Raw genomic sequence first — 22,992 nt, 5'->3', positions numbered from 1 at the left:
CGGATTTTGTAGAGAGCCTCGCTCCCCCCACCTTTGTTGCCAGGGATCATAGCGGCTACGATGGCCCTGTCAATTTGCGATATATGATATACCCAATCAGCGAATTTGATATATAATTTTGCCGAAGGATGGATTTATATATAATCTCAAGCTTGGGTGACCTGGGAACGGCGCTATGCAAGACAAGGAACCTTTGACGAAGACGGAAGCGGCCTATTGGCTGCTGCGGCGAGATATTCTCAATACGAAGCTTAGACCCGGCGCATCATTGAAACTGAGCGCCTTGCGAGACGCCTATGGCGTCGGTTGGACACCGCTGCGCGAAGCCTTGTCGCGGCTGGAAGCCGAAAAGCTGGTGACGGCCATCAGCAATCGCGGTTTTGCCGTCGCCCCAGTTTCCCGTACGGAGCTGGAAGATCTGATGCGGGCGCGAATGGTTGTCGAACTGCCGCTGCTGCTGGAATCGATCGAAAAAGGCGGACAGGCCTGGGAATCCACTGTGGTCACAGCGCATTATCGCCTCTCGCGCTGCAAGATCGTACCCGATGCCGCTTCCGAGGAAATGGCTGACGAGTGGGATGAAAAGCATACGGCCTTTCATGCCGCTCTCTTGAGCGCTGCAACCTCGAACTGGCTCCTGCGCTTTCAGGGTACGATTTCCGACCAGCTCCGCCGTCATCACCGCTTTCTCGGCCTCGCGCCGACGCAGCGCGCCGCCGCGGGCCTGACGATCGGCTACGAGACGGCGGTTGCTGCCTTGCGCGACGCGATGGCGATCGAGCATCACACGGAGCTGATGGAGGCCGCCCTCGACCGCGATATCGAGCGCGCCAGGGCACTAATGACCGAGCATATTGGCTACACGCTTCAGGTCTATGTCAGGTCTGAGGATGAGGACGGCGAGCGCGAGCCATTAAAGCTGCGCAGCGGCGCTTAGCTGCAAGAAAGTTCCCGACCTTTTCTGTTTGGGGATGACAAGGCGGCACATGCGCCTATTGTTTGGCGATCATTCTCTTCACGCCGGATTCCGGCATCATCCAATTTTGAAAATATCCTTGGGAGGACATCATGACACGTGCAGTGGTCATAGGAGCAACCGGCCATGTGGGCACTTATCTCGTGCCGCGGCTGGTGGACGCCGGGCATGAGGTGGTGGCGGTGAGCCGCGGTTGGGCAAAGCCCTATTCGCCGAACCGCGCATGGGATGCCGTCGAACAGTTGACGATGGATCGCGAGGCTATGGAAAAGGACGGCAGTTTCGGGCCGGCGATCCTGGCGCTGAAGGCCGATATCGTCATCGATATGATCTGCTTCACCCTGGAGAGCGCAAAGCATCTGGCCGAAGCTCTCTCAGGCCATGTCAGCCATTTCCTACATACGGGCACCATCTGGACGCACGGTTTTGCTACCGTCGTACCGACGCTCGAGGAAACGCCGAAGCGACCGTTCGGTGAATACGGTACGCAGAAGGCGGCCATAGAGACCTATTTGTTGGGCGAAGCGCGCACCAAGGGTTTTCCGGCAACGCTGATCCATCCTGGTCATATAGTCGGTCCCGGCTGGGCACCGCTCAATCCGGCCGGCCATTTCAACCTCGCGGCGTTTTCGACGCTGGCGCGGGGTGAAACGCTTGTGCTGCCGAATTTCGGTCTGGAAACGGTCCATCATGTCCATGCCGACGATGTCGCGCAGATGTTCATGGGCGCGATTGCCAATTGGCGCGCCTCGACCGGCGAGAGTTTCCATGCGGTATCAAGCGGCGCGCTGACGCTCAGAGGTTATGCCGAAGCCATGTCGCGCTGGTTCGGCCATGAACCGAAACTGGAATTTCTTCCCTACGACAAATGGGCCGAAAGCCAGTCGCCGGAGGATGCCAAGGCGACGTGGGAGCATATCGCCCGCAGCCCGAATTGCTCGATCGCAAAGGCCGAGCGGCTTCTCGGCTACCAGCCGCGCTACGCTTCGCTGCAGGCGGTGCAGGAGTCCGTGGCGTGGCTCATGGCGAACGGGCAGCTTAGGTGAGGGGGCCAAACTTCCAGGGAGGCCGAAACCCTCATCGCCGCAGCCAGGCCTCTATGCCTCTTGAGGCGGCGCGTCCGGTGGCGAAACAGGCGGAGAGAAGATAGCCGCCGGTCGGGGCTTCCCAATCGATCATTTCTCCGGCGACGAACACGCCGGGGAGGGCTTTCAGCATGTATCCATCGTTGACACCGCTCCAGCGGACGCCGCCCGCCGATGAGATAGCCTCGGCGATGGGCCGCGGCCTCAGCAGCGGGATCGGCAGGGCCTTGATCAGCTGCGACAGCCACTCCGGGTCCGCCAGAACGGCGGGAGAAACAAATTCTCGCAGCAGCGCCATTTTGACGCCTTCGATTCCGGCGCCTTTGCGGAGGCGATTGGGAAGGCTGGCTTTGACGTCCTGCCGCGCTAGATCGCGCGACAGCCGTTCCGCTGTCCTGCCGGGTGCGAGGTCGACTATGAGCGCAGCTTTGCCATCGCTTGCAAGCCGGTCGCGCAGGCTGGCGGCGTGAGCATAGACAAGGCTGCCTTCGATGCCGTGCCGGGAAATAACGAATTCGCCAGGAAAGGTGCCGGCATCAGATGTCGCCGTCACCGCCTTTAGCGGCATGCCGGCGAAGCGCTCTGCGAAGATCGTGCTCCAGGCGACATCGAAGCCACAATTGGCGGGCTGGAATTCGGTGATCTCCACGCCTTTATCCCGAAGCCAGGTGATCCAGGCGGCGTCTGAACCGAGCCGCGGATAGCTCGCGCCGCCGAGCGCCAGCAGAGCTGCGTCGCAATGAACGATCGTTGGTCCCTCCGGCGTCTCGAAGACGAAGCCACCTTCGGCAAAACCGGTCCAGCGATGCCGTGTCCGCACCCTTACGCCCTGCGTCTCCAGCCTGCCGAGCCAAGCGCGCAGCAGCGGTGAGGCCTTCATGACCTTTGGAAAAACTCGGCCCGAGGAACCTGTGAATGTCTCCGTACCAAGCCCCGCCGCCCAGGTCCTGAGATCGTCAGGCGTAAACGCATCGAGGGCGGGGCAGAGGCGTTCGGAGGCCGCACCGAAGCGATTGGCGAAACGGGCGTAATCCTCGGCATGGGTAATGTTGAGGCCGGATTTTCCGGCCAGCAGGAATTTGCGCGCGACCGTCGGCATGCTGTCGTAGACGGTGACCCGATGGCCGGAGAGAGACAGCACTTCGGCCGCCATCAAGCCCGCAGGGCCGCCACCGATGATCGCGATCTGCTTTCCTGTCATGAAGTCGCCGGGTGTTGAATCATTTCTGTTCTCTTGGGCCGAGCGGGCGCTGAAAGCAAGGCGCCTTGGCGATGAGTGCCCGATCGTCAATTATCGAGTAGCTGCCTCTCTGGCCGAGGCCGCCATGTCGCCTAGATCAATGCCTGGCTATCTATATCGTCGGGCATGCCATCGTGAAGGACTTGATCAACCCTTTCCGCTACGTCGACCGAACTATCGTTCTGCGTCATCGGCGTGCGTGCAGTTTCATAGTCTCCTGCCTCATCTCGAACCTCTAAACCCAGGGGGCCTCACATGAGCAACAGTCAGGTACAAAGCACAACGGCGAGCGAGAGTTCGACAACGCCAGCGGTCGCGTTGAAGCTTGAGGTTGCCGTCCTCCCCGTCGCTGACGTCGACCGCGCCAAGCGCTTTTATGAAAGCCTTGGCTGGCGGCTCGACGCGGACTTTGTTCGAAGCGACGGATCCCGCGCCGTCCAGTTCACGCCTCCCGGCTCGCCGTGCTCGATCCATTTGGGGTCGACGTCGAGCCTCTATCTTGTCGTATCCGATATCGAAGCGACCCATGCGGAGCTTGTCAGGCGCGGCGTCGAGATCAGCGAGATATTCCACCGCGGCGAAGGGCCCGGCCGTGTGAGCGGACCGCATCCCGAGCGCCGCAGTTATGCTTCGCTCGCCTCATTCAGCGATCCGGACGGCAACAACTGGCTGCTTCAGGAGGTTACCGCGCGGTTGCCCGGCCGTGTGGACGCGAATGTTACGTCATTCACCTCGCCGACCGAGCTTGCGGCCGCGCTCCGTCGGGCGGCGGTCGCGCATGGCGAGCATGAGAAGCGAACCGGCGGCCAACGCGATGAGAATTGGCCGGACTGGTACGCCGAGTACATGGTCCAGGAAGAAGCCGGCGAAGAATTGCCTTTGTAAGTGCGCACGGCCGGCGAAGCGTCGAAAACGTCTGTTCCACTTGCCTACCGAAGGCAGGATCCGTGATCAGCGCGACGCTTCGAGCCTGGCGCTGTACTTGCGTTTCCGACGGTACGGTATATAACTATATAGTTACTATGGCCTTGGATTTTCCGGGGACTGTCAACTTGTGCCATGATCGGTTACTTGTCGGTGGCTAAGAGGCCGTCTGGCCTTGCCAAACGCAATCGGGAGTCGCGATGTCCGAAGCCAAAACCGCAAAAGGCCGATCGAAGAGCCCGGAGGCTGAAATTGTGGTCGAGTCCACCGATCAGGCGGTATCGCGTTCGCCAGCCGAGCGGCCACGTCTCAGGGATGCGGAGCGTACGAGCAAGGCGATCCTGGCCGCGGCGACCAAGGAATTTGCCGAGCGCGGTTATGGCGGCGCCCGTGTCGACGCCATCGCCGAGCGTGCCAATATCAACAAGCGCATGCTCTACCACTATTTCGGTGGCAAGGATGCGCTTTATGTCGCTGTCCTCGAAGGCAGCTACGTTGCCATCCGTTCGGCGGAGGCAAGGCTCGATCTCTCGCATCGCAGCCCTGCCGAAGGCATGCGGGAGCTTGTTGTTTTCACATGGAAATATTTTCTGGATCATCCCGAGTTTCTTGGTATTCTTAGCACGGAGAACCTGCATAAGGCTCGCTTTCTGAAGCGATCGGCGCGGATTTTCGAGCTGCATTCGCCTCTGGTTGCAGAGATTTCCGGTCTGCTCGATCGTGGCGCGGCGGCCGGCGACTTTCGACCGGGCTGCGATCCCGTTAAGATCTACATGAGCATCGCGGCGCTCGGTTCCTTCTTCCTGACGAACCGCTGGACGCTGTCGACGATCTTCCGGCGGAACCTTTCCGACAAGTCGGAGATCGATGCCTGGGGCGAGCACATCGTCGAGGTCGTCTTCGCCTATCTGCGTCCCTAAGCGCAAAACGCCTGCTAATCCCGCCGAATCCGCGCAGTTGTCGCAACGGCCGTCGACGATGGCCGTTGACAGCTCCGCTTTGCCGTGTCAGTTATGTAACTATATAGTTATTTACGGGAGGAGGAGACATGGTGACGAAACAGATCGGCATCATCATGCACGGCATCACCGGCCGCATGGGTTACAATCAGCATCTCGTGCGTTCGATCCTGGCGATCCGCGAGCAGGGCGGCGTGCTGCTTGCTAATGGCGACAGGTTGATGCCGGACCCGATCCTGGTCGGCCGCAATGCCGAAAAGATCGGGGAAATCGCCCGCAGGCACGGCCTTGCCAAAACGACCACCGATCTCAACAGCGCTCTTACCGATCCTCACAACACGATTTTCTTCGACGCCGGTTCGACGCAGATGCGCATCTCGCTGCTGGAGCGAGCCATCGCAGCCGGCAAGCATGTCTATTGCGAGAAGCCTATTTCCGAGACGTTGGCCGAAGCGCTAAGGGTCGCCGCATTGGCGGAGCGTCATGGCGTCAAGAACGGCGTCGTGCAGGACAAGCTCTATCTGCCAGGCCTGCGGAAGATCGCTATGCTGCGCGACAGCGGTTTCTTCGGTAAGATTCTCTCCGTACGCGGCGAGTTCGGCTACTGGGTTTTCGAAGGCGATTGGGGCGTGAAGGCGCAGCGTCCGTCCTGGAACTATCGCAAGGCCGAGGGCGGGGGGATGATCCTAGATATGCTGCCGCATTGGCGCTATGTGCTCGACAATCTCTTCGGCGAGGTCAAAGCCGTAAGCTGCTATGGTGCGACGCACATTCCAAGCCGCGTCGATGAAAACGGCAAGACCTACGTCGCCGACGCTGACGATGCGGCATATGCCACGTTCGAGCTCGATGGCGGCGTGGTCGCGCAGATCAATTCCTCCTGGGCAGTGCGCGTGCGTCGTGACGATCTCGTGACGTTCCAGGTCGACGGCACGCATGGTTCGGCAGTCTGTGGGCTGATGCGCTGCTGGACGCAGCACCGCGTCAACACGCCGAAGTCGGTCTGGAATCCGGATCAGCCGCAGCCAATCAATTTCTTCGAGACTTGGGACGAAGTGCCCGACACGCAGGCCTTCGACAATGGTTTCAAGGCGCAGTGGGAGGATTTCCTGCGCCACGTTGTCGACGATACGCCGTGGAAATTCACCTTGCGCGAGGGCGCCAAGGGCGTTCAACTCGCCGAACTCGCTCAAAGGAGCTGGGCGGAGCGCCGCTGGCTCGACGTTCCCTCGCTTTCCGCTCTCTAGGAGGTTAAGACCATGACGAAGACCCTTCGTTTGCCCATGGCCGGCGGCAAGCTTGCCGAATTTACCGTCGCCAACACGCCGCTTAGTCCTCCGGAACGCCCGGCGGGTGGGCATCGTTTCAACCGCGTCGCTTATGCGGCCGCTCACGTCGTCGTCGATCCCCTGGCCGACAACGATCCCTGGCTCGACCGCAACATCGATTGGGAGCGCACGATTGCTTTCCGCGAATATCTCTGGGATCTCGGCTTGGGCGTCGCGGAAGCCATGGACACGGCGCAGCGCGGCATGGGCCTCGACTGGGCTGGCGCCAAGGAGCTGATCACCCATGCGCAATCGGCCGCCCGCAATCGTTCGGACTCGCTGATCGCCTATGGCGCCGGCACCGATCATCTAGCACCGGGACCGGATGTCACCATCGATGATGTCATCCGCGCCTATGAGGAGCAGGTCGCCTTTGTCGAAGGCCAGGGCGGGCGCATCATCCTGATGGCGAGCCGCGCACTTGCGGCCGCCGCCAAAAGCCCGGATGACTACATCCGCGTCTACAACCGCATCCTCGGGCAGGTCCGGCAGCCGGTGATCATCCACTGGCTCGGCTCCATGTTCGATCCGGCGCTGGCGGGCTATTGGGGTTCGCCGGACGACATGCTTGCCATGGACACGGCGGTTGCGATCATCAACGACAACGCTGCGAAGGTCGATGGCGTCAAGATCTCGCTATTGTCGGCGGAAAAAGAGATCGTCATGCGCCGCCGCCTCGATCCCGCGGTCAAGATGTATACCGGCGACGATTTCAACTATGCCGAACTGATCGCCGGGGATAGCCAGGGCTATTCGCATGCGCTGCTCGGCATATTCGACGCGATCGCGCCGGCTGCGAGCGCGGCGCTCTCGAAGCTTGCCGAGAACGATCTCGAAGCCTTCCATCAGATGCTGGCGCCGACCGTCCCTCTGTCGCGCCACATCTTCAAGGCGCCGACGCGCTTCTACAAGACCGGCGTGGTTTTCCTCGCCTATCTCAATGGCTTCCAGGATCACTTCCAGATGCTGGGCGGCCAGCAAAGCACGCGATCCATCGTGCATCTGTCGGAGCTGTTCCGTCTGGCCGATACGGCGCGTATCCTGAGCGATCCCGATCTCGCCGTGCAGCGGATGAAGACGATCCTAGCAACCGTCGGCGTTGCCTAATCGGAAACAGGATCTGGGAGGATCATCAGAATGGCTGTATCGGGCCTTTCCATCAATCTTGCGACCGTGCGCCAGCAATATGACATGCGCCAGGCGGTCGAGGCCTGCCTGAAGCAGGATATCGTTGCGATTGCGCCATGGCGCGATCAGGTGCATGCGATCGGGTTGTCGGAAGCAGCAAGAATCGTGGCGAATAACAGGCTGAAGGTCACCGGGCTTTGCCGTGGGGGCATGTTCCCGGCTGCCGATGCCGAGGGCCTGAAGGCGGCGATAGATGACAACAGGCGGGCGATCGACGAAGCCGCGGCGCTGAATGCCGATTGCCTCGTGCTTGTCGTCGGCGGTCTGCCGAAGGGTTCGAAGGATATCGCTCACGCTCGCGAAATGGTGGCTGATGGCATTGCGGCGATCCTGCCGCATGCTCGCGGCGCCGGCATTCCGCTCGCGATCGAGCCGCTGCATCCGATGTATGCCGCCGACCGTGCCTGTGTGAACACGCTGGAACAGGCGCTCGATATTTGCGACCTGCTGGGCGAGGGTGTTGGCGTCGCCGTCGACGTCTACCACGTCTGGTGGGATCCGAAGCTTTATCAGCAGATCGCAAGGGCTGGCGCCAACGGCCAAATCCTGGCGCACCATATCTGCGACTGGCTGGTACCGACGAAGGATCTGCTGCTGGATCGCGGCATGATGGGCGATGGCGTCATCGACCTGAAGCGCATTCGCGCCGCTGTCGAGAAGGCCGGCTTTTCCGGTCCGCAGGAAGTGGAAATCTTCTCCGAGGCGAATTGGTGGAAGAGGCCGGGTGAGGAGGTATTGTCCACCTGTGTCGAACGCTTCCGCACCGTCTGTTGAAGGAGCATCGTGAGCCCGATCAGGCAGGCATAGAAATGCCGGGCCACGAATGGCCCGGCGACGTTTGAAGACTTGAACCGAGCGGCTTATTCGACCGGGACGATCTTGCCGGCATCCCACTTGTAGAGCGAGAAGCTCTGCGAGGTGAGGTCGCCAGTTTCGCCATAGGTGACCTTGCCGATGGCAGTCTGGATCGGTTCGCCACTCTTCAGCGCGGTTGCGACGGCTTGCGCGTCGTCGGCGCTGCCAACCTTTTCAATGCCGGCCTTCAGCACCTGTACTGCAGCAAAGGCATTCAGCGTAAAGGCTTCCGGCGGGATGTTGCGCGCCTTCAGCGCCGCGGCGGCGGCCTGGGAATCCGGGTTCTTCAGCGCGTCAGAGGCATTGGTGAAGATCGTGCCTTGGGCGGCTTCATTGGCGATTGCCCAAAATTCAGTGTTCGACAGGCCATCACCGCCGATAATCTGCGCCTTGACAGAGATGTCGTGCAACTGACGGGCGAGAAGACCGCCCTCCGGATGATAGCCGCCGAAATAGACGACATCGACGCCGGCTGCCTTAAGCTTCGACGTCAGAGCGCTGTAGTCCTTTTCGCCGGGGGTCAGGGAGTCGTTGATCACTTCGGTCACGCCGCCAGCATTCAGCGTGGCCTTGAAAGCGTCGGCCAGACCTTTGCCGTAGGCCGCCTTGTCGTTGAGGATCGCGATCTTCTTGTCCTTGAAGTTCGTCAGCACATGTTTCGCTGCAACATCGGCCTGCTGGTCGTCACGGCCGCAGGTGCGCAGGATATTGGTCAGGCCGCGCTTGGTGAGATCCGGCGCAGTCGCGGTCGGCGTCACCATCAGGATGCCGTTTTCGGCAAGCGCATCCGAAACCGGAATGGCGACACCCGAGGTTACCGGGCCTACGACGAAACGAACGCTCTGACCGACGAAATCGTTGGCGACGGAGACGCCTTGCTTCGGATCACCGGCATCGTCTCCAAGCTTCAGCACGACTTTCTGACCGAGAATACCGCCGCTCTTGTTGATCTCGTCAACGGCGGTCTGTGCGCCATTCTTCACCTGGTCGCCGTAAGCGGCGACGGGGCCGGTTAGCGGTGCAATCAGGCCGATCACGATATCCGCATGCGCGAGTGGCGCGAAGGCCAGCGAGGCGACGAAGGTCGCAGCCGTCAATGTCTTCAGACTCATTTTCTTTCTCCTTGGATGGGCGCGGCAGCGCCCTTTGAACCCGCCGCAATGGCCTGTCGTGACGCGCGAACTGCCGTAAGGCGCCTGAAAATGGAGACAGGAAATGGCATCGAGGCTGATGATCGCTTTCGGACATTTTTGACCTCAAAAGCGTTCATAAGGGCAGTTTCTGTAAGAATATTACCGCGATTCCGCAAGAAAATAACTGTGGTGAGGACAATTTTAACGATTTTTCAGAAGTTCCCGTCGAGGGACCACTGCCGGAATTTGGCGGGCGTGAGGCCGTTTTGGGCTTTGAATGTCTTACCGAAGGCGGCTTCGGATTCGTAGCCGACTTCGGCGGCTATATAGGCGATGCTACGTCTTGTCCCTCGCAGCAGATCGCTTGCAACAGACATCCTCAGGGTTGCCAGGAAATCGCCGACCGTCATTCCTGCACGAGCCATGAATTGCCGTGCATAGGTTGCACGTGACATTGCCGAGAGGTTGGCTAGTTCCTCGATCGTCCAGCGGTTTGCCGGCGCCGTCATCGCGGCTCGTACGGATTTGCTCAAGCGCGGATCGGCAAGCAGCGCGAGAAGACCAGGGGTTCGGTCCGGCGCGGTGTCGCGTGTCCGCAGCGCCAGGATGAGCAAAGCGAGACACATGCCGGTGACGATCACCAGCGCTCCCGGCTGCTGGAGCACCGTTTCCTGTCGCAGGAGGTCGACGAAGGTTCTGAGCATATCGCCACTTTGGAGGCTTGTCAGCGATGCGTGGAACGGATCCGGCAGGGAGTCGAGCAGCAAGGCGGACGATCCCGGCGCGCATTTGAAGTGACCGCAGAGCAGGTCGACATCGGCCGCCAAGCCGTTTTGCCGCAGCGGGAGCATGCCGTCGTGGGACACTGTCAGGGGTGCGGTCGGTTCGCTGGCGTCGCCAAGGTTTTTGAGAATATGCGCGCTGCCGCGCGGAAACAGCAGGAAATCACCGGCTTGCAGCACGATCTCTTGCTCGGAGCGCAGCCTGATGGTGCAGCTTCCGTCGAGGACGAGATGGAAGGGGAGCACACTCTCCTGTGCCGGCTCGTGATCGATATGAAATGCGCCCTCCAGCCGACAGCGAACATCGAGCGTCGGCTGGAGATGGGAGAGTTCGACAAGGCGGCTCAGTGTATCCATGTGATGAGACGATCGCGCTATGAGATGAGCGCTTTAAGCATACAACGTATCAGTGATTGGAGGCATAGTCTTTTTCAACAGCCGAGGCAATCACACTGCCGCTGAGATCACGAAGGAGATCGCCATGTTGAATTGGAAGGAATATCGCTCGCAGTTGTTGGGTCGCATCGGCGAGATCGCCAAGGTCGTGCCGGAAACGATCAAGGGTTACCAGACGCTATCGGCCGCCGGCCAAAAGACCAATTATCTCGATGCCAAGCAGCGCGAGCTGATCGCCCTTGCCGTCGCTGTGACGCTGCGTTGCGATGGCTGTATCGTTGTCCACACCACCGAAGCAAAGAAGTATGGTGCTACCAAGGAAGAGATCGCCGAAGCCCTCGGCGTCGCCATCTCCGTCAATGCCGGCGCCGCTCTCGTCTATTCTGCCCGAGTCATGGATGCCGCCGAGGCCGTTGGCAGTTAATTCCTTACGAAACAAGCCTCACAAGATCCGGCGGGCGAATGTCTTTCGCATCTACAAATCGAGCTGCAGTCGTTCGCCCTCGTCGCCCTCCGTCGCCCCCGGCACGGAACAGCAGATCAGGGCCTCATCCTCACCAACAGGCGCGGTCGGTGTTCTGGTGTAGGCAACCGTGCCGGCGATGATTTTCGTCCGGCAACTGCCGCAATTGCCGAGACGGCAGCTGAATTCCGGTGACAGGCCCCGCGCTTCGGCAAGTTCCAGCAAGGTGCCGGAGCCGGGCTCCCAGCGGGCTTCCTTGGCCGAGCGCATAAATTGCACGAATACGGAGGCCTGCGTGGGAGTGCCCAGAGAGACAGTTGCCGCAGCCGCATCGGATTTCCGAACCAACGAGGCGGGACCGAAGGCCTCGGTGTGGATGCGGGAGTCGGCGATGTTGAGGCCGGTGAGGCCATCATAGATTGACTGCATAAACGTCGGCGGTCCGCAGAGGTAGAAGTCGTAATCGTTGAAGCGCAGGACCGAGGTCAGGAGCGGCATATCGATATGACCGATCCTCTCATAGTCGTCGCCGGCCGTTGAACCCACCGAATTGCTCAGAACGCGGACGAGGCGGATCACGCCCTGTGCTGCGGCGACGAGGTCTTCGATCTCGCGATCAAAGGCACGGTCGGCTTTGCTGCGCGCGGAGTAGAACAGCCAGGTCGGGCGTAGGTAGCGCTTGCGAAATCCTTCATAGACGATGTGGCGCAGCATGGCGAGGAGCGGCGTAATGCCGATACCGGCGGCGAGCAATACGGCGGGACGTTTCTCCGTTGCATCGATGGTGAAAAGACCGGACGGCGCCCGGGCTTCGATGATGTCGCCTTCGCGGACGGTGTCGTGTAGATGCCGTGACACCAGACCTTCGCGCTTGACGCTGATGCGGTAAAGACCATCCGAGGGTGCCGTCGAAAGTGTGTAGGTGCGGATGACCGCTTTGTCTGCTTCCTTTGGTGTCAGGCGTATCGGCAGATGCTGGCCGGGTAGGTGTGGGATCAGCCCGTTGCCATCGGCGGGCTCCAGATGAAACGAGCGGATGAGAGCGCTTTCGTCGACGATCTTGGCAACACGGAACAGTCGCCAAGTCTTTGCCAGCTCCGCGGCTCTCAACTGACTCGTGGCGTCGTCCCAGTTACCGGTCATCAGCGCGTTGGGCGACCAGCCGCGCTCGCGAAATTTCCAGCGCAGCGGCAACGCGCCCGGACGGCGGACGATCCGGCGGGGCGTGAAGCGCCAAAGCCGCTCCGCGCCCTGAAAGGCCGCGATCTCCGGCGACTCCAGAATAACCTCCGCTTCACCGGTGAGCTGCAGCAGCTCGCCGCTGTCGAAATCGGCAAAGACCAGCCCCGCCTTCGGATTGACGAGGAAATTGCCGAGCGTGTTGAAGAAGAGATTGCCGGCGAAATCCGGAACCGTCAGCACGCCGTCACTGCCAATACGCACGAAGCCGGCCTTGCCGCCGCGATGCGACACGTCCACCTGCCTCTGCCCATTCTCTCGATCGACATAGGAGGCGACGAAGAAGGTATCGGCGCTCGTGATCATGCCCTTTGCCCTGCTGTCGAGCTCCCTGAGATGGAGCGCCTGCTGATCCGTCTGTTTGGACGGATCATGGACAAACTCGAAATCCCGAAGCTGGATATATTGCGGACAATTGCCGTAGGATTGACTGACCGCCACATCGAAGCCGCCGTTCTCTTGTCGGCGGATCCTACCATTCAGACGGTTGCGGCGGCGGGTGTGAAGCTCGATACCGAGCATGCCGATAGCATCGCCGTCATTCATGCCGCTATCGGCGGGATCTGCCGGATCGCGGCCGAGATCGACAGTCAGCGTGTGGATATCGGGGCTATGCAGAAAACCCGGAGGGGCGGTACGCAGCGTCGCCCAGGTATCGCCTGTTGCATCTACTACGCCGAGCACAATGAAAGGCAGTTGCGGGTAGAAGTCGCGGTGCTGCTCTATCAGATAATCACGCAGAACACGCTGGCCGACTTCGCTCATCCGCTCCGCCACCCCGGCCTTTTTCTGCAGGGCGATTTCCCCGGCATGCCAGGGAGACGCATTTTCGGTTCCGTTCATGGTCAACATAATCCGGCCTTTCGAAGAAGGGGAGCGACGCTGCTTCCGGGAAAAGTTTCAGGCTACGTCGGCGATGCCGACCGGCGTCTTCTGGAAGGCGTAAAAGCCTGGAAGGGCTTCGACGCGGGCAAGCCAGGCGCTGACGTTGTGATACCGGAAACGGTCGACATTGCCCTCGGGCGAGCGGGCAATGTAGCTATAAAGCGCCACATCAGCGATCGTCGGATGATCGGCGGCAATCCATTGGCGCGTCGCGAGTTCATCGTCGATCAGCTTCAAGATGACATGGGCGCGGGCGATCACCTCATCCGCATTGAACTTGGCTCCGAAGACGGTGACAAGACGTGCAGCGCAGGGACCATAAGCGATTTCGCCGGATGCGACCGAAAGCCAGCGCTGCACGGCGGCGCTGCGCACAGCATCTTCCGGCAACCAGCTTTTTCCCGCGTATTTCTTGGCGAGATAGACCAGGATTGCCGTGGAGTCGGCGATGACGGTGCCATTGTCGTCCAGCACCGGAACCTGGCCGAAGGGATTGAGCGCCAGAAACGCCGGCGTCTTGTGCTCGGCCTTGGCGATGTCGACTTCGACGATGTCTGCGTCGGCGCCGATCAGCGACACGAACAGACGGGCGCGGTGGGAATGGCCGGACAGAGGATGGACATAGAGTTTCACGGTTTTGGTCTCCAAGTGAGCAGTTATCCAGGCCAAAAATGATTGTTTCTTCAGAAAACAGAAGTGAGATAATGAACAAGAAACTATTCCTTCAAACGGAATAATCATGATCGCGACAGGAGAGGTGGTTGGATAAGCTGCAATGCATGAAGGTGCTGGTGAAAGTCGCAGATACGGGCAGTTTCGCCGATGCAGCGCGACAGATGCATATGAGCTCACCAGCCGTTACCCGTGCGGTGGCCTTTCTGGAGGAGGTCACCGGAGCGCGCTTGTTTTTGCGATCCACCCGTTCGGTGAAGCTCACCGCGCAGGGCCACCACTATGTCGAGGATTGCCGCCGGGTCCTCAGCGACATCGACGAGGCCGAGGCGTCCGCCGGCGGCTCCTATGCGACGCCCTCCGGCGTACTGACGGTCACGGCGCCGGTGCTGTTCGGGCAATACTATGTCATGCCCATCGTCACCGAGTTCCTGGCGCTGCATCCGGCGGTCACCGGGCGCGTGCTGCTGTTCGATCGGATCGTCAATCTGGTGGAGGAGGGGATCGATGTCGCTGTCCGTATCGGCCACCTGCCGGATTCCAGCTACAACGCCACGAGGGTTGGCACCGTGCGCCGCGTCGTCTGCGGCGCGCCGTCATATTTCGAACGTCATGGCGTGCCGCAGACGCCGGCCGACCTCGCCAGCCATACGATCATTGCGAGCACAGGATCGTCGGCGCCGCTCGATTGGCGGTTCGGCCCTGAAGCCAAACTGTCTCCTACCCTTCATCCGCGCCTGTTCTGCAACACGGTCGATGCCTCGATCTCGGCGGCCCTGAGCGGCTGGGGCCTGGCGCGTCCGCTCTCCTATCAGGTCGCAAGGCCAGTCGCCGACGGCCGGTTGCGTATCATTCTGGAGGAATTTGAGGAGGAACCGCTGCCGATCTACGTGGTGCATCCCGAAGGCCGGCATGTCTCCGCAAAGACGCGCGCCTTTGTCGATTTCGCCGTGGAGCGACTGCGGGCAGGACCGACAATCCGTTAGCAACGGCCATCCCCCGAGCCGCTTCAGCTTCCCTCACACATCTTGGCGAAGCGGCTGAATGCCGTTCGCAGTCGCGGAACGGCATCATCGACAAAGGCTCGAACCTTCGGGACGGAAAGGCGGCCTTCGGGCACCACGATGTGAACCGGCAGCGGTGGTGCCTCATCCTTTGCCAGGATGATCCTCAGTTCACCGCGGCTGACCCTCTCCGCGATATGGTAGGAGAACACACGGGTGACGCCATGGCCTGCAGCGACCGAGGCAATCACCGCAGCTATGCCATTGACGACCAACCGCGGCGAAAAATGCACGAGGCGTTGGGCGCCGTTCGGCGAGGTCGCTGGAAAGCTCCAGCTCGTTTCGCCGAATTGGGCAAGCGCCACGCATTGGTGATGGGCGAGATCGGCAGGCTCCGTGATCGGCGGATGGGCATCGAGGTAGAATGGTGCGGCACAGATCACGCGGCGCACTTCGCCGATCCTGATTGCCACCATGCTGGAGTCGGAAAGATGCGCGATCCTCAGGCCGACGTCGATACCTTCGTCCACCAGGCTGACGGGGCGGTCGAGCAACAATAGCTTCGCCTTGACCTCGGGATTGCGGTCGAGAAACGCGTCGAGGATCGGCTGCACGATGGTTGCGCCGGCGATAAGCGGCGCGGTTATGGTCAGCAAGCCGCGCGGCGCCTTGGTTTCTCCCGCCGCCAATAGATCCGCCTCCTCCATGTCGGACAATACGCGCCGGCAGGCGGCGGCATAGCGCTCGCCGGCCTCGCTCAGCCGGATTGTCCGGGTGGTCCGGTGCAGGAGCTGGACACCGACATGCTGTTCCAACGATGTGATGGCGCGTGTAACCGCGGCCGCCGAACGCCCGAGCTTACGGCCAGCGGCGGCCAGACTTCCTTCGTCCAGTGCCGTAACGAACACCTTCATGGCCTCGATGCGATCCATATTATTCCTCAATCTGTAAGACTGACTTCCGATTGGAACTTATTCCGCCGATCTTCGCAATACATTATCTCTTTTGTAAGCGAGGCGAGAGCGTTTCGCCGGCCCTTCAAGGGCATCCGTAACATCGAAAAGAAATTCAAGGCGTGCGGGAGCAAACCGCCACGGCGCGGTTGGCTGCGCCCTGTTAACGGGCCTCCGCCCCTCGGAAGGAGAGAAGACAATGAGCAACGAACAGAAGGTCGCAATCATCACTGGCGCATCGCAAGGCATCGGCGCCGCCCTAGTCGCCGCTTACCGCAAGAACGGCTATGCCGTTGTTGCCAATTCCCGTTCGATCAAGCCATCCTCGGACCCTGCCGTCGTCGCTGTCGATGGCGATGTCAGCGACCGAGGCGTCGCCGAACGCATCGTGAAGGTGGCGATGGAGCGGTTCGGCCGCATCGATACGCTCGTCAACAACGCGGGTATCTTCATTGCCAAGCCGTTTACCGACTACACTGTCGAAGATTTTCGGAATGCCATGGCCGTCAATGTCGAGGGCTTCTTCCATATCTCGCAATTGACCGCCGCTGAAATGCTGAAGCGCAATAGTGGTCATATCGTCCAGATCACCACCACGCTGGTCGATCAGCCGATTGCCGGTGTTTCGGCCGCACTTGCCTCGCTGACCAAGGGCGGGCTCGATGCCGTCACACGGGCGCTGGCCATCGAATATGCTAAGAGCGGTATTCGCGTGAATGCGGTAGCGCCCGGTATCATCAAGACGCCGATGCATGCGCCGGAGACACATGAATTCCTGGCTGCCCTGCACCCGGTCGGCCACATGGGCGATATCGCCGACATCGTCGATGCCGTTCTCTATCTCGAACAGGCCGGCTTCGTGACCGGCGAGACCTTGCATGTCGACGGCGGCCAGCATGCCGGTCGCTGGTAGACGATATCCCAATAACGAGCGGCGCGTCCTGATGCCGCCGCTCCAACGAGGAGAAAAATCATGCCCTATGTAAACATCCAGGTAACGCGCGAAGGCACCGCACCGAGCGCCACCCAAACCACTGCCGAACAGAAGGCAGCCCTGATCAAGGGCGTCAGCGACCTTCTCTTCAATGTTCTCGGCAAGCCGCAAAACACCACGTTCGTTGTCATCAATGAGGTGGAGATGGATAGCTGGGGCGTCGGCGGCCTTCCAGTTGAGGACTACCGGCGACAGCTTGCCGCATCGGACGGCAAATAGCGGCGCGGAAATTGCGCTTTCTATACGACAACAGCCGATATCGATTATACCGCATCCCGTTGCCTATCTGATTGGACGGGGTGTGGTTTCGATGCGATCGGTTGCGATGATCATTTTTCCGGGGGTACAAGCCCTCGACGTCTCTGGTCCGTTGGACGCGTTCGCGGAGGCGAATGTGTTTATCGCTGATGACGACGGATATCGCGTGACTTTGATCGGCCCTGAGCGGGAGCCGTTCCGCGCCTCGAACGGGATGCTCCTGGCGCCGGATCTCACTTATGAGGAGGCCGAACCCGGCTTCCAATTGGTGCTGGTCGCGGGAGGGCCGGGGCTTCCCGAAGCAGCGCCCGACCCGCGGTTGGCCGCCTGTCTACACGCCATCGTCGGCGCGGCCGCGCGTTACGGCTCGATCTGTACCGGCGCCTTCGCGCTTGGTCACGCAGGCCTTCTGGACGGACGGATGGTAACGACCCACTGGCAGAATGCGCCGGTGCTAGCGCGGATGTTTCCTGAGGCGAATGTCGATTTCGATCGCATCTATATCCGCGATGGCGCCCTCCTGACCTCGGCGGGCGTCACCGCGGGCATTGATCTTGCGCTCTCAATCATCAATGAGGATCATGGTTCCGCCGTCGCGCTCGCCGTTGCCAAACGCCTTGTCGTCGTTGCGCAGCGCCAGGGCGGCCAGTCGCAATTCAGCCCTTACATTTCGGCGCCATCGGAAGAGAGCTCGCCGATCGCCAAGGTCTACCAGCATGTCATGGCGCATCTGCGTGACCGCCTTTCCGTTGCCGATCTCGCGGAACGGGCCGGCATGAGCCCGCGCAATTTTGCTCGTGCCTTCGCGCAGCAGGTTCAGGCGACGCCGGCCGAATTCGTGGAACAGGCGCGTGTCGATGCGGCACGCAATCTACTGGAAGGAAGCGATCTTGCGCTGAAGGCCATCGCCTTCGAATGTGGCTTCGGCAATGTTCAGCGTATGCGGCTGGTCTTTGCGAAACGGCTGGGCGTGACGCCGAACCAGTATCGGGCGAGCTTCAGGAGGGACTGAGTCTTACCTTCGCCCCAACGGGGAGAAGGTCGCGCGCAGCGCGGGTTGAGGGGGCGTTACAGGCAGAGTTTTCATTGGATTACCAAATAGATAAACAGCCTTGAAACGCCCCCTCATCCGCCCCTGGTGGGGCACCTTCTCCCCGGTGGGGAGAAGGCAGGCAAATCAGCTATCCCAAGCCGAATCCATGATCATTTCTCCGAAATTCATCCGCTTGTAGGTCGGGTCCATGCGCTCCAGCACGTCGGCCTTGACGTTGCCGAAGGTGGTGTCCGGCTTCTTGATCGTGCCATAGCAGAAGGCGGAGAGAATGCCGTGCTTGAACTTCAGTCCGCGCGGATGGCAGGTGCAGACCTCATGGCGCTGTTCCTCGGTGAAATCGTGGTAGGCAATGCCCAGCACGTCCATCTCGACGCCAGCTGTGACGAGGGCGACTGTTGGGCGCTTGTGCTGCGGAATGCCGGGCGTCGTGTGCAGCGCAATCGAATCCCAGACATCGTCGACATCCCGCTCGGAGACGTCATAGGCCTTGAGAAAGTCACGGGCGGCATTGGCGCCATCGACTTCGAAACGGTCGGTCTCGCTGGCGTGGGAATCGAACAGGCCCATATCGTGGAACATGGTGCCGACATAGAGCAATTCAGGATCGTATTTGAGCTTCTTGCGCTCGCCCGTCAGTGCGCCGAACAGGAAGACGCGGCGGGAATGGTGGTAGAGCAGGTCGGTTTCGGTGTCGCGCACCAACTCTGTCGCTGCCCTTGCCATCTGGCTGTCCGGTATCCTGATTCCGGCAATGACTTCGCTTCCCTGGGGCATGGTCAAATCTCCTTATCGTGCCAATCAGCGGATGCGGAGATGATCGTGAAAGGAGCCTTTCATCGCAATCAAAGCGATGCGTGGAATTCGGACAAAGGAGGCGTTTATTCTGCCAATGCTTGATGCCAGGCCCGCCTGTAGTCTCGCAGACCCTGCAGATCGGTCCGGATAGGCGGGTTTTCCGGCGGCGGCGCCGGCTTGATACCGGTTAGCAGCGCCGCACCCTGGCTGGTGCCCGTCGAGCCGGGCAGCGCGACGATGTCGGATCCCGTCAGTGAAGACAGCCCAGCAAGATAAGCGCGATTGAGTGCGAAGGGCCCCTCGACGAAAATCGGGCCTTTGGCACCGATCAGGCCAAGGCAAGCCTCGGTCATCAACGCCAGATAGAGGCTGGCGGCGGCCAGGCGCTCCTCGGGGCTCGCTTGCGCTTGCCCGATCCATCGCATCTTCTTGCCGGGGAAGGGGCCGGAGCCCTCGACCACGTTCGGCAGCAGCATGAGGCCCTTTTCGATCACGCTGTCGAGCGCCTTTTCGGCCGTGTCCGATGATACGAGCCCGATCCCTGCCGCCAGGATCTCGAATTCCCGCCCACCCATGAAGCGCGAGGAAGGCACCGTGCGCCCATAGGCATCGACATTGGCCAGCGCATCACGTGTCGGGTCGAGATTATCAAGGTCACCGCCGACGGCGAAGTTGATCACCCAGGTGCCGGTCGACACAACGGCGAAGGGTGCTTCGTTTTCGAGCAGATGCGGCAGCAGCGAGGCGTTGGAATCATGGATGCCGCAATAGACCGCGACTGGCGCATCAAGGCCGATCTCGGTCACGATCGTCGGCAATAGAGGGCCGAGCGCATCGAAGGCGGAGCGAATGGGGGCCATCAGGGAACGGATGCCGAGCGTGTCGACCAGCGAGGAATAAGCGCCGGCGGACGGGTTCCAGAGATCGGTATGGCAACCGAGCGAGGTTACCTCGTTGGCGGCGACACCCGTCAGCCGAAAGGCCCAATATTGCGGATAGGTCAGGATCGTGCTGACGCGCTCGAATTCGCTGGGAAATACGCTCTTTTGATAATGGATTTGCGCGCCGACATTCAGACCGCCAGAAAGGCTCGGCGAAAATGTCTCGCTGAATGGCGGGCGCAGGCGTTCATAAGTTTCCTGCACGGCTTCCGGATAACGATGCTCGTAATCGAGCACCGGCAGGGCAAGCGTGCCATCGGCGGCAAGAAGAACGGCGGAGGCGCCATGCGTAGTAATCGATATGGCGTCGAAGCCGGGTGTGGCCGCAAAGCCCTTTAGCGCGCCGATGACGAAATCCCATAGGCGCTCGATATCGTAATGCGGATAGGGGCCGGTCTTCAGCGTCGTGTTGGACGTCCGCACGGCGGCAATCTCTGCGCCGGTTTGCGCGTCGAGCACCACGACTTTGGCATTGGTCTTGCCGATATCGAGGACGGCGATGCGGCGATAGGTCGACGTAGCGATCATGGCAGATGGAAGACCGTCACGAGATCGCTTTGAACCGGCGAATTATCGGGATTGGTTGCCATGATATCCGCCATATGCGCCCACCATTTCTTCATGACGGGATGATCGGGAAGGCTGGCCATCGTATGATCCTTCGGCCGCGTCAGAACGCCGAACAGCGTGTTCGTCTGGCGGTCGAGATGGATGGAATAGTCGCTGACGCCGGCCTGATGCAGCAGTTCCACCAGTTCCGGCCATATCTCGTCATGACGTTTTCTGTACTCGGCCTCCATGCCGGGATTGAGCGTCATCTTGAAGGCGTGGCGTTCGAGGAGAGCGGTCATTTCGAGCTCATGGCTTTGACGCGCCGTGCGACGATCGGCAGCGCGATGGTGATGATCAGGAGGAGGCCGATGAAGATCGACATGACGATACCCGGCACGTTCAGAAGGCCGAGGCCGAACGTGACCAGCCCCATGACGAAGGCAGCGATGACGACCCCGCCGATCGTGCCGGAGCCGCCGACGATCGATACGCCGCCGAGCACCACCATGGTCACCACCTCCAGCTCCCAGCCGAGCGCGATCGACGGGCGGGTGGAGCCGAGACGCGACGTCAGGCAGACGGAGGCGATACCGCTCATGATGCCGGTCAGAAGGAACAGGATGAATTTCACCCGTTCGACCGGGATGCCGGAAAAGCGCGCTGCAAAATCATTATTGCCGATCGTATAGACCTGTCGGCCAAAATTCGTTGCGTGCAACAGGATGGCAAAGGCTACTGCCAACACGATGAAAAGAACGAATTCGAAGGAGAAGACCCAGAAGACATAGCCCTGGCCGAAATAGGCGAAGGCATCTGGATAGTTGCCATAGGCCTTGTCGCCGAGCACGATATAGGAAATGCCGCGGAACAGGCTCATCGTGCCGATTGTGACGACGATCGACGGCAACTTCAGCACCGAGACGAGGAAGCCGTTGAAAAGGCCGCAGACGAGTCCGACGCCTAGCCCGATTGCCACCAGCCCAACCGTATCGACGCCCACTTGCGCAGCGGCGCCCATGGCTGTCGACGCGAGCGCGATAATGGCGGCGACGGAAAGATCGATTTCGCCGGAAATGATCAGTAGCGCCATGGCAAAGGCGATCATCGCCTTTTCGGTGAAATTGAAGGTCGCGTCCGAGAGATTGTAAGGGTCGAGGAAATATGGCGAAGCCAGTGAGTTGAAGATGAAAATGACGATCGCTACGCCAAGCAGCAGCACTTCCCAGCTCGCCATCACGCGCGTGAAAGGCGTGCCCAGGCGGTCGGGAATGCTACGCTTTTCCGCTGTCGTTTCGGACACGGTGCTCATGCGGTTACCTCCTTACTCGAGGTTTCCTTGGCCGCCTGATCCCTGAGGATGATGCGGCCGCGATTGCGCTCACGCCGGGCATTGAAGACGACGGCGAGGATGATGACGGTGCCGGAGATCGCCATTTGCGTGAACGGCGAAATGCCGATGACGGGTAGGGCATTCTTGATGACCCCGAGAAACAGCGCGCCGAGCACGGTGCCGGCGACCGAGCCGACGCCGCCGGCAATCGAGATGCCGCCGATGACGCAAGCCGCGACGCTATCGAGCTCAAAACCGTTGGCGATGTCGACATAGGCGACGGCATAGCGCGATACCCAGAGATAGCTGCTGAGGCCGGCCAAGGCGCCTGACAGGACAAAGGCAAGGAAGCGTGTCCAGCCAACATCGATGCCGGCATAGACGGCGGCCACAGGATTGCCGCCGCTGGCATAGGTAGAGCGACCGAAGCGCGTATAGCGCAGCACGAAATACATCATCAGCACGATGGCAATGGCAATCCAGGAGAGAACCGGCAGACCGAGAAGGGGCGTGCGCGGCACATTGAGGAAGATCGGCGTGAACTGATGTGCATTCACCCAAGCGCCGCCGGATAACACAAAGGCCATGCCGCGATAGATGGTAAGCGTGCCGAGGGTGACCACGATCGGCGGGATTTCCAGAGCCCAGACGAGATAGCCGTTGATGGCGCCAAGTACTGCCCCCATGACGACAGCGGTGACCACGAGAACGATCAGCGGCAGATCGGGATAGGCGGCATTCAGCATGGCGACGGCCATGCCGGTGAAGGCAAGATTTGCGGCGACGGAAAGGTCGATCGATTTCGTCAGGATGACCGTCATCTGCGCCAGAGCCAGGATGATCAAGATCGACGTGTCGTTGAAGATATTAGCGAGATTGGCGGGCTCAGCAAAGCCGGCCGCACGCGTCGCGAAACCGGCGATCATCACGACAATGATGACGAAGAGCAGCGTCTCGCGTTTCTTGAGAATAGGTGGCATCCGGCT

The 22,992-nt window shown here is 60.6% G+C and carries 23 protein-coding genes; 12 read left to right on the top strand and 11 right to left on the bottom strand.

The genetic code is table 11. The features are described 5' to 3' along the window. The first annotated feature begins 175 nt into the window (after positions 1-175). Together CCGE525_RS30695 and CCGE525_RS30690 are read left to right on the top strand one after the other, a co-directional pair. Positions 176-937, top strand: a complete 762-nt coding sequence (locus CCGE525_RS30695; protein ID WP_120707977.1) for a GntR family transcriptional regulator — start codon at positions 176-178, stop codon at positions 935-937. A gap of 131 nt (positions 938-1,068) precedes the next feature. Beyond that, on the top strand, positions 1,069-2,022 hold the full coding sequence (locus CCGE525_RS30690) for an NAD-dependent epimerase/dehydratase family protein (RefSeq protein WP_120707976.1): 954 nt from the start codon (positions 1,069-1,071) through the stop codon (positions 2,020-2,022). A 31-nt stretch (positions 2,023-2,053) separates the two neighbouring features. Here the strand turns inward: CCGE525_RS30690 and CCGE525_RS30685 are convergent, their stop codons facing one another. Further along, positions 2,054-3,262 (bottom strand): TIGR03862 family flavoprotein, encoded by a 1,209-nt coding sequence (locus CCGE525_RS30685; RefSeq protein WP_120707975.1) that lies wholly within the window; start codon positions 3,260-3,262, stop codon positions 2,054-2,056. 294 nt (positions 3,263-3,556) lie between these two features. Between CCGE525_RS30685 and CCGE525_RS30680 the strand changes: the two genes are divergently transcribed. From CCGE525_RS30680 to CCGE525_RS30660, 5 genes are all read left to right on the top strand, one after another. Beyond that, complete coding sequence (locus CCGE525_RS30680) at positions 3,557-4,186, top strand: VOC family protein (RefSeq protein ID WP_120707974.1); 630 nt, start codon at positions 3,557-3,559, stop codon at positions 4,184-4,186. A gap of 239 nt (positions 4,187-4,425) precedes the next feature. Next, positions 4,426-5,145, top strand: coding sequence for a TetR/AcrR family transcriptional regulator (locus CCGE525_RS30675; RefSeq protein WP_120707973.1), 720 nt, complete (start codon positions 4,426-4,428; stop codon positions 5,143-5,145). Between the two features lie 128 nt (positions 5,146-5,273). Beyond that, complete coding sequence (locus CCGE525_RS30670) at positions 5,274-6,431, top strand: Gfo/Idh/MocA family protein (RefSeq protein WP_120707972.1); 1,158 nt, start codon at positions 5,274-5,276, stop codon at positions 6,429-6,431. A 12-nt stretch (positions 6,432-6,443) separates the two neighbouring features. Next, positions 6,444-7,619, top strand: a complete 1,176-nt coding sequence (locus CCGE525_RS30665; protein ID WP_120707971.1) for a dihydrodipicolinate synthase family protein — start codon at positions 6,444-6,446, stop codon at positions 7,617-7,619. A 30-nt stretch (positions 7,620-7,649) separates the two neighbouring features. Continuing rightward, positions 7,650-8,474 carry a sugar phosphate isomerase/epimerase family protein gene (locus tag CCGE525_RS30660; protein ID WP_120707970.1) on the top strand — a complete coding sequence of 275 codons (825 nt, stop codon included), beginning with the start codon at positions 7,650-7,652 and terminating at the stop codon, positions 8,472-8,474. 86 nt (positions 8,475-8,560) lie between these two features. Here CCGE525_RS30660 and CCGE525_RS30655 read toward each other — a convergent pair whose 3' ends face one another. Beyond that, on the bottom strand, positions 8,561-9,667 hold the full coding sequence (locus CCGE525_RS30655) for a branched-chain amino acid ABC transporter substrate-binding protein (RefSeq protein WP_120707969.1): 1,107 nt from the start codon (positions 9,665-9,667) through the stop codon (positions 8,561-8,563). 233 nt (positions 9,668-9,900) lie between these two features. Continuing rightward, complete coding sequence (locus CCGE525_RS30650; RefSeq protein WP_120707968.1) at positions 9,901-10,827, bottom strand: cupin domain-containing protein; 927 nt, start codon at positions 10,825-10,827, stop codon at positions 9,901-9,903. Positions 10,828-10,951: 124 nt separating this feature from the next. Here CCGE525_RS30650 and CCGE525_RS30645 point away from each other — a divergent pair, with 124 nt between their 5' ends. After that, positions 10,952-11,290, top strand: coding sequence for a carboxymuconolactone decarboxylase family protein (locus CCGE525_RS30645; protein WP_120708717.1), 339 nt, complete (start codon positions 10,952-10,954; stop codon positions 11,288-11,290). 51 nt (positions 11,291-11,341) lie between these two features. Here the strand turns inward: CCGE525_RS30645 and CCGE525_RS30640 are convergent, their stop codons facing one another. Beyond that, complete coding sequence (locus CCGE525_RS30640; RefSeq protein WP_205587490.1) at positions 11,342-13,420, bottom strand: 2Fe-2S iron-sulfur cluster-binding protein; 2,079 nt, start codon at positions 13,418-13,420, stop codon at positions 11,342-11,344. 48 nt (positions 13,421-13,468) lie between these two features. After that, complete coding sequence (locus CCGE525_RS30635; RefSeq protein ID WP_120708715.1) at positions 13,469-14,086, bottom strand: glutathione S-transferase family protein; 618 nt, start codon at positions 14,084-14,086, stop codon at positions 13,469-13,471. A gap of 128 nt (positions 14,087-14,214) precedes the next feature. Here CCGE525_RS30635 and CCGE525_RS30630 point away from each other — a divergent pair, with 128 nt between their 5' ends. Then, positions 14,215-15,111 (top strand): LysR family transcriptional regulator, encoded by an 897-nt coding sequence (locus CCGE525_RS30630; RefSeq protein ID WP_120707967.1) that lies wholly within the window; start codon positions 14,215-14,217, stop codon positions 15,109-15,111. A 23-nt stretch (positions 15,112-15,134) separates the two neighbouring features. Here CCGE525_RS30630 and CCGE525_RS30625 read toward each other — a convergent pair whose 3' ends face one another. Continuing rightward, on the bottom strand, positions 15,135-16,061 hold the full coding sequence (locus CCGE525_RS30625) for a LysR family transcriptional regulator (protein WP_120707966.1): 927 nt from the start codon (positions 16,059-16,061) through the stop codon (positions 15,135-15,137). Positions 16,062-16,281: 220 nt separating this feature from the next. Here CCGE525_RS30625 and CCGE525_RS30620 point away from each other — a divergent pair, with 220 nt between their 5' ends. From CCGE525_RS30620 to CCGE525_RS30610, 3 genes are all read left to right on the top strand, one after another. Further along, positions 16,282-16,995, top strand: coding sequence for an SDR family NAD(P)-dependent oxidoreductase (locus CCGE525_RS30620; protein ID WP_120707965.1), 714 nt, complete (start codon positions 16,282-16,284; stop codon positions 16,993-16,995). Positions 16,996-17,055: 60 nt separating this feature from the next. Then, positions 17,056-17,295, top strand: a complete 240-nt coding sequence (locus CCGE525_RS30615; protein ID WP_120707964.1) for a tautomerase family protein — start codon at positions 17,056-17,058, stop codon at positions 17,293-17,295. Positions 17,296-17,386: 91 nt separating this feature from the next. Next, the gene (locus CCGE525_RS30610; protein ID WP_120707963.1) at positions 17,387-18,346 is read left to right on the top strand and encodes a GlxA family transcriptional regulator; all 960 of its coding nucleotides are present in this window, start codon (positions 17,387-17,389) and stop codon (positions 18,344-18,346) included. Between the two features lie 165 nt (positions 18,347-18,511). Here the strand turns inward: CCGE525_RS30610 and CCGE525_RS30605 are convergent, their stop codons facing one another. The 5 genes from CCGE525_RS30605 to CCGE525_RS30585 form a co-directional block, all read right to left on the bottom strand. After that, entirely contained in the window at positions 18,512-19,162 is a 651-nt protein-coding gene (locus CCGE525_RS30605) for an HD domain-containing protein (RefSeq protein WP_120707962.1), read from the bottom strand. Positions 19,163-19,266: 104 nt separating this feature from the next. Then, a complete protein-coding gene (locus CCGE525_RS30600; RefSeq protein ID WP_120707961.1) occupies positions 19,267-20,652 on the bottom strand; it encodes an FGGY-family carbohydrate kinase in 1,386 nt (461 codons plus the stop codon). Beyond that, complete coding sequence (gene rhaM, locus CCGE525_RS30595) at positions 20,649-20,975, bottom strand: L-rhamnose mutarotase (RefSeq protein WP_120707960.1); 327 nt, start codon at positions 20,973-20,975, stop codon at positions 20,649-20,651. The genes CCGE525_RS30600 and rhaM overlap by 4 nt, the downstream gene beginning before the upstream one ends. Next, positions 20,972-21,985, bottom strand: a complete 1,014-nt coding sequence (locus CCGE525_RS30590) for an ABC transporter permease (RefSeq protein ID WP_120707959.1) — start codon at positions 21,983-21,985, stop codon at positions 20,972-20,974. Before CCGE525_RS30590 ends, rhaM begins: the two co-directional genes overlap by 4 nt. Further along, positions 21,982-22,986, bottom strand: coding sequence for an ABC transporter permease (locus CCGE525_RS30585; RefSeq protein WP_120707958.1), 1,005 nt, complete (start codon positions 22,984-22,986; stop codon positions 21,982-21,984). The genes CCGE525_RS30590 and CCGE525_RS30585 overlap by 4 nt, the downstream gene beginning before the upstream one ends. Positions 22,987-22,992 lie beyond the last annotated feature (6 nt).

The organism is Rhizobium jaguaris, from assembly GCF_003627755.1.
GTDB classification, from domain to species: Bacteria; Pseudomonadota; Alphaproteobacteria; order Rhizobiales; family Rhizobiaceae; genus Rhizobium; species Rhizobium jaguaris.
This window is presented reverse-complemented; position numbering and strand designations above follow the sequence as displayed.

What these genes read in the sequence shown, in the direction of transcription:
- CCGE525_RS30655 (WP_120707969.1), bottom strand. Translation starts at nt 9,667, where the DNA reads ATGAGTCTGAAGACATTGACGGCTGCGACCTTCGTCGCCTCGCTGGCC.
- CCGE525_RS30620 (WP_120707965.1), top strand. Translation starts at nt 16,282, where the DNA reads ATGAGCAACGAACAGAAGGTCGCAATCATCACTGGCGCATCGCAAGGC.
- CCGE525_RS30675 (WP_120707973.1), top strand. Translation starts at nt 4,426, where the DNA reads ATGTCCGAAGCCAAAACCGCAAAAGGCCGATCGAAGAGCCCGGAGGCT.
- CCGE525_RS30645 (WP_120708717.1), top strand. Translation starts at nt 10,952, where the DNA reads ATGTTGAATTGGAAGGAATATCGCTCGCAGTTGTTGGGTCGCATCGGC.
- CCGE525_RS30615 (WP_120707964.1), top strand. Translation starts at nt 17,056, where the DNA reads ATGCCCTATGTAAACATCCAGGTAACGCGCGAAGGCACCGCACCGAGC.
- CCGE525_RS30610 (WP_120707963.1), top strand. Translation starts at nt 17,387, where the DNA reads ATGCGATCGGTTGCGATGATCATTTTTCCGGGGGTACAAGCCCTCGAC.
- CCGE525_RS30640 (WP_205587490.1), bottom strand. Translation starts at nt 13,420, where the DNA reads ATGTTGACCATGAACGGAACCGAAAATGCGTCTCCCTGGCATGCCGGG.
- CCGE525_RS30690 (WP_120707976.1), top strand. Translation starts at nt 1,069, where the DNA reads ATGACACGTGCAGTGGTCATAGGAGCAACCGGCCATGTGGGCACTTAT.
- CCGE525_RS30670 (WP_120707972.1), top strand. Translation starts at nt 5,274, where the DNA reads ATGGTGACGAAACAGATCGGCATCATCATGCACGGCATCACCGGCCGC.
- rhaM (WP_120707960.1), bottom strand. Translation starts at nt 20,975, where the DNA reads ATGACCGCTCTCCTCGAACGCCACGCCTTCAAGATGACGCTCAATCCC.
- CCGE525_RS30685 (WP_120707975.1), bottom strand. Translation starts at nt 3,262, where the DNA reads ATGACAGGAAAGCAGATCGCGATCATCGGTGGCGGCCCTGCGGGCTTG.
- CCGE525_RS30605 (WP_120707962.1), bottom strand. Translation starts at nt 19,162, where the DNA reads ATGCCCCAGGGAAGCGAAGTCATTGCCGGAATCAGGATACCGGACAGC.
- CCGE525_RS30660 (WP_120707970.1), top strand. Translation starts at nt 7,650, where the DNA reads ATGGCTGTATCGGGCCTTTCCATCAATCTTGCGACCGTGCGCCAGCAA.
- CCGE525_RS30680 (WP_120707974.1), top strand. Translation starts at nt 3,557, where the DNA reads ATGAGCAACAGTCAGGTACAAAGCACAACGGCGAGCGAGAGTTCGACA.
- CCGE525_RS30695 (WP_120707977.1), top strand. Translation starts at nt 176, where the DNA reads ATGCAAGACAAGGAACCTTTGACGAAGACGGAAGCGGCCTATTGGCTG.
- CCGE525_RS30590 (WP_120707959.1), bottom strand. Translation starts at nt 21,985, where the DNA reads ATGAGCACCGTGTCCGAAACGACAGCGGAAAAGCGTAGCATTCCCGAC.
- CCGE525_RS30600 (WP_120707961.1), bottom strand. Translation starts at nt 20,652, where the DNA reads ATGATCGCTACGTCGACCTATCGCCGCATCGCCGTCCTCGATATCGGC.
- CCGE525_RS30650 (WP_120707968.1), bottom strand. Translation starts at nt 10,827, where the DNA reads ATGGATACACTGAGCCGCCTTGTCGAACTCTCCCATCTCCAGCCGACG.
- CCGE525_RS30585 (WP_120707958.1), bottom strand. Translation starts at nt 22,986, where the DNA reads ATGCCACCTATTCTCAAGAAACGCGAGACGCTGCTCTTCGTCATCATT.
- CCGE525_RS30625 (WP_120707966.1), bottom strand. Translation starts at nt 16,061, where the DNA reads ATGGATCGCATCGAGGCCATGAAGGTGTTCGTTACGGCACTGGACGAA.
- CCGE525_RS30665 (WP_120707971.1), top strand. Translation starts at nt 6,444, where the DNA reads ATGACGAAGACCCTTCGTTTGCCCATGGCCGGCGGCAAGCTTGCCGAA.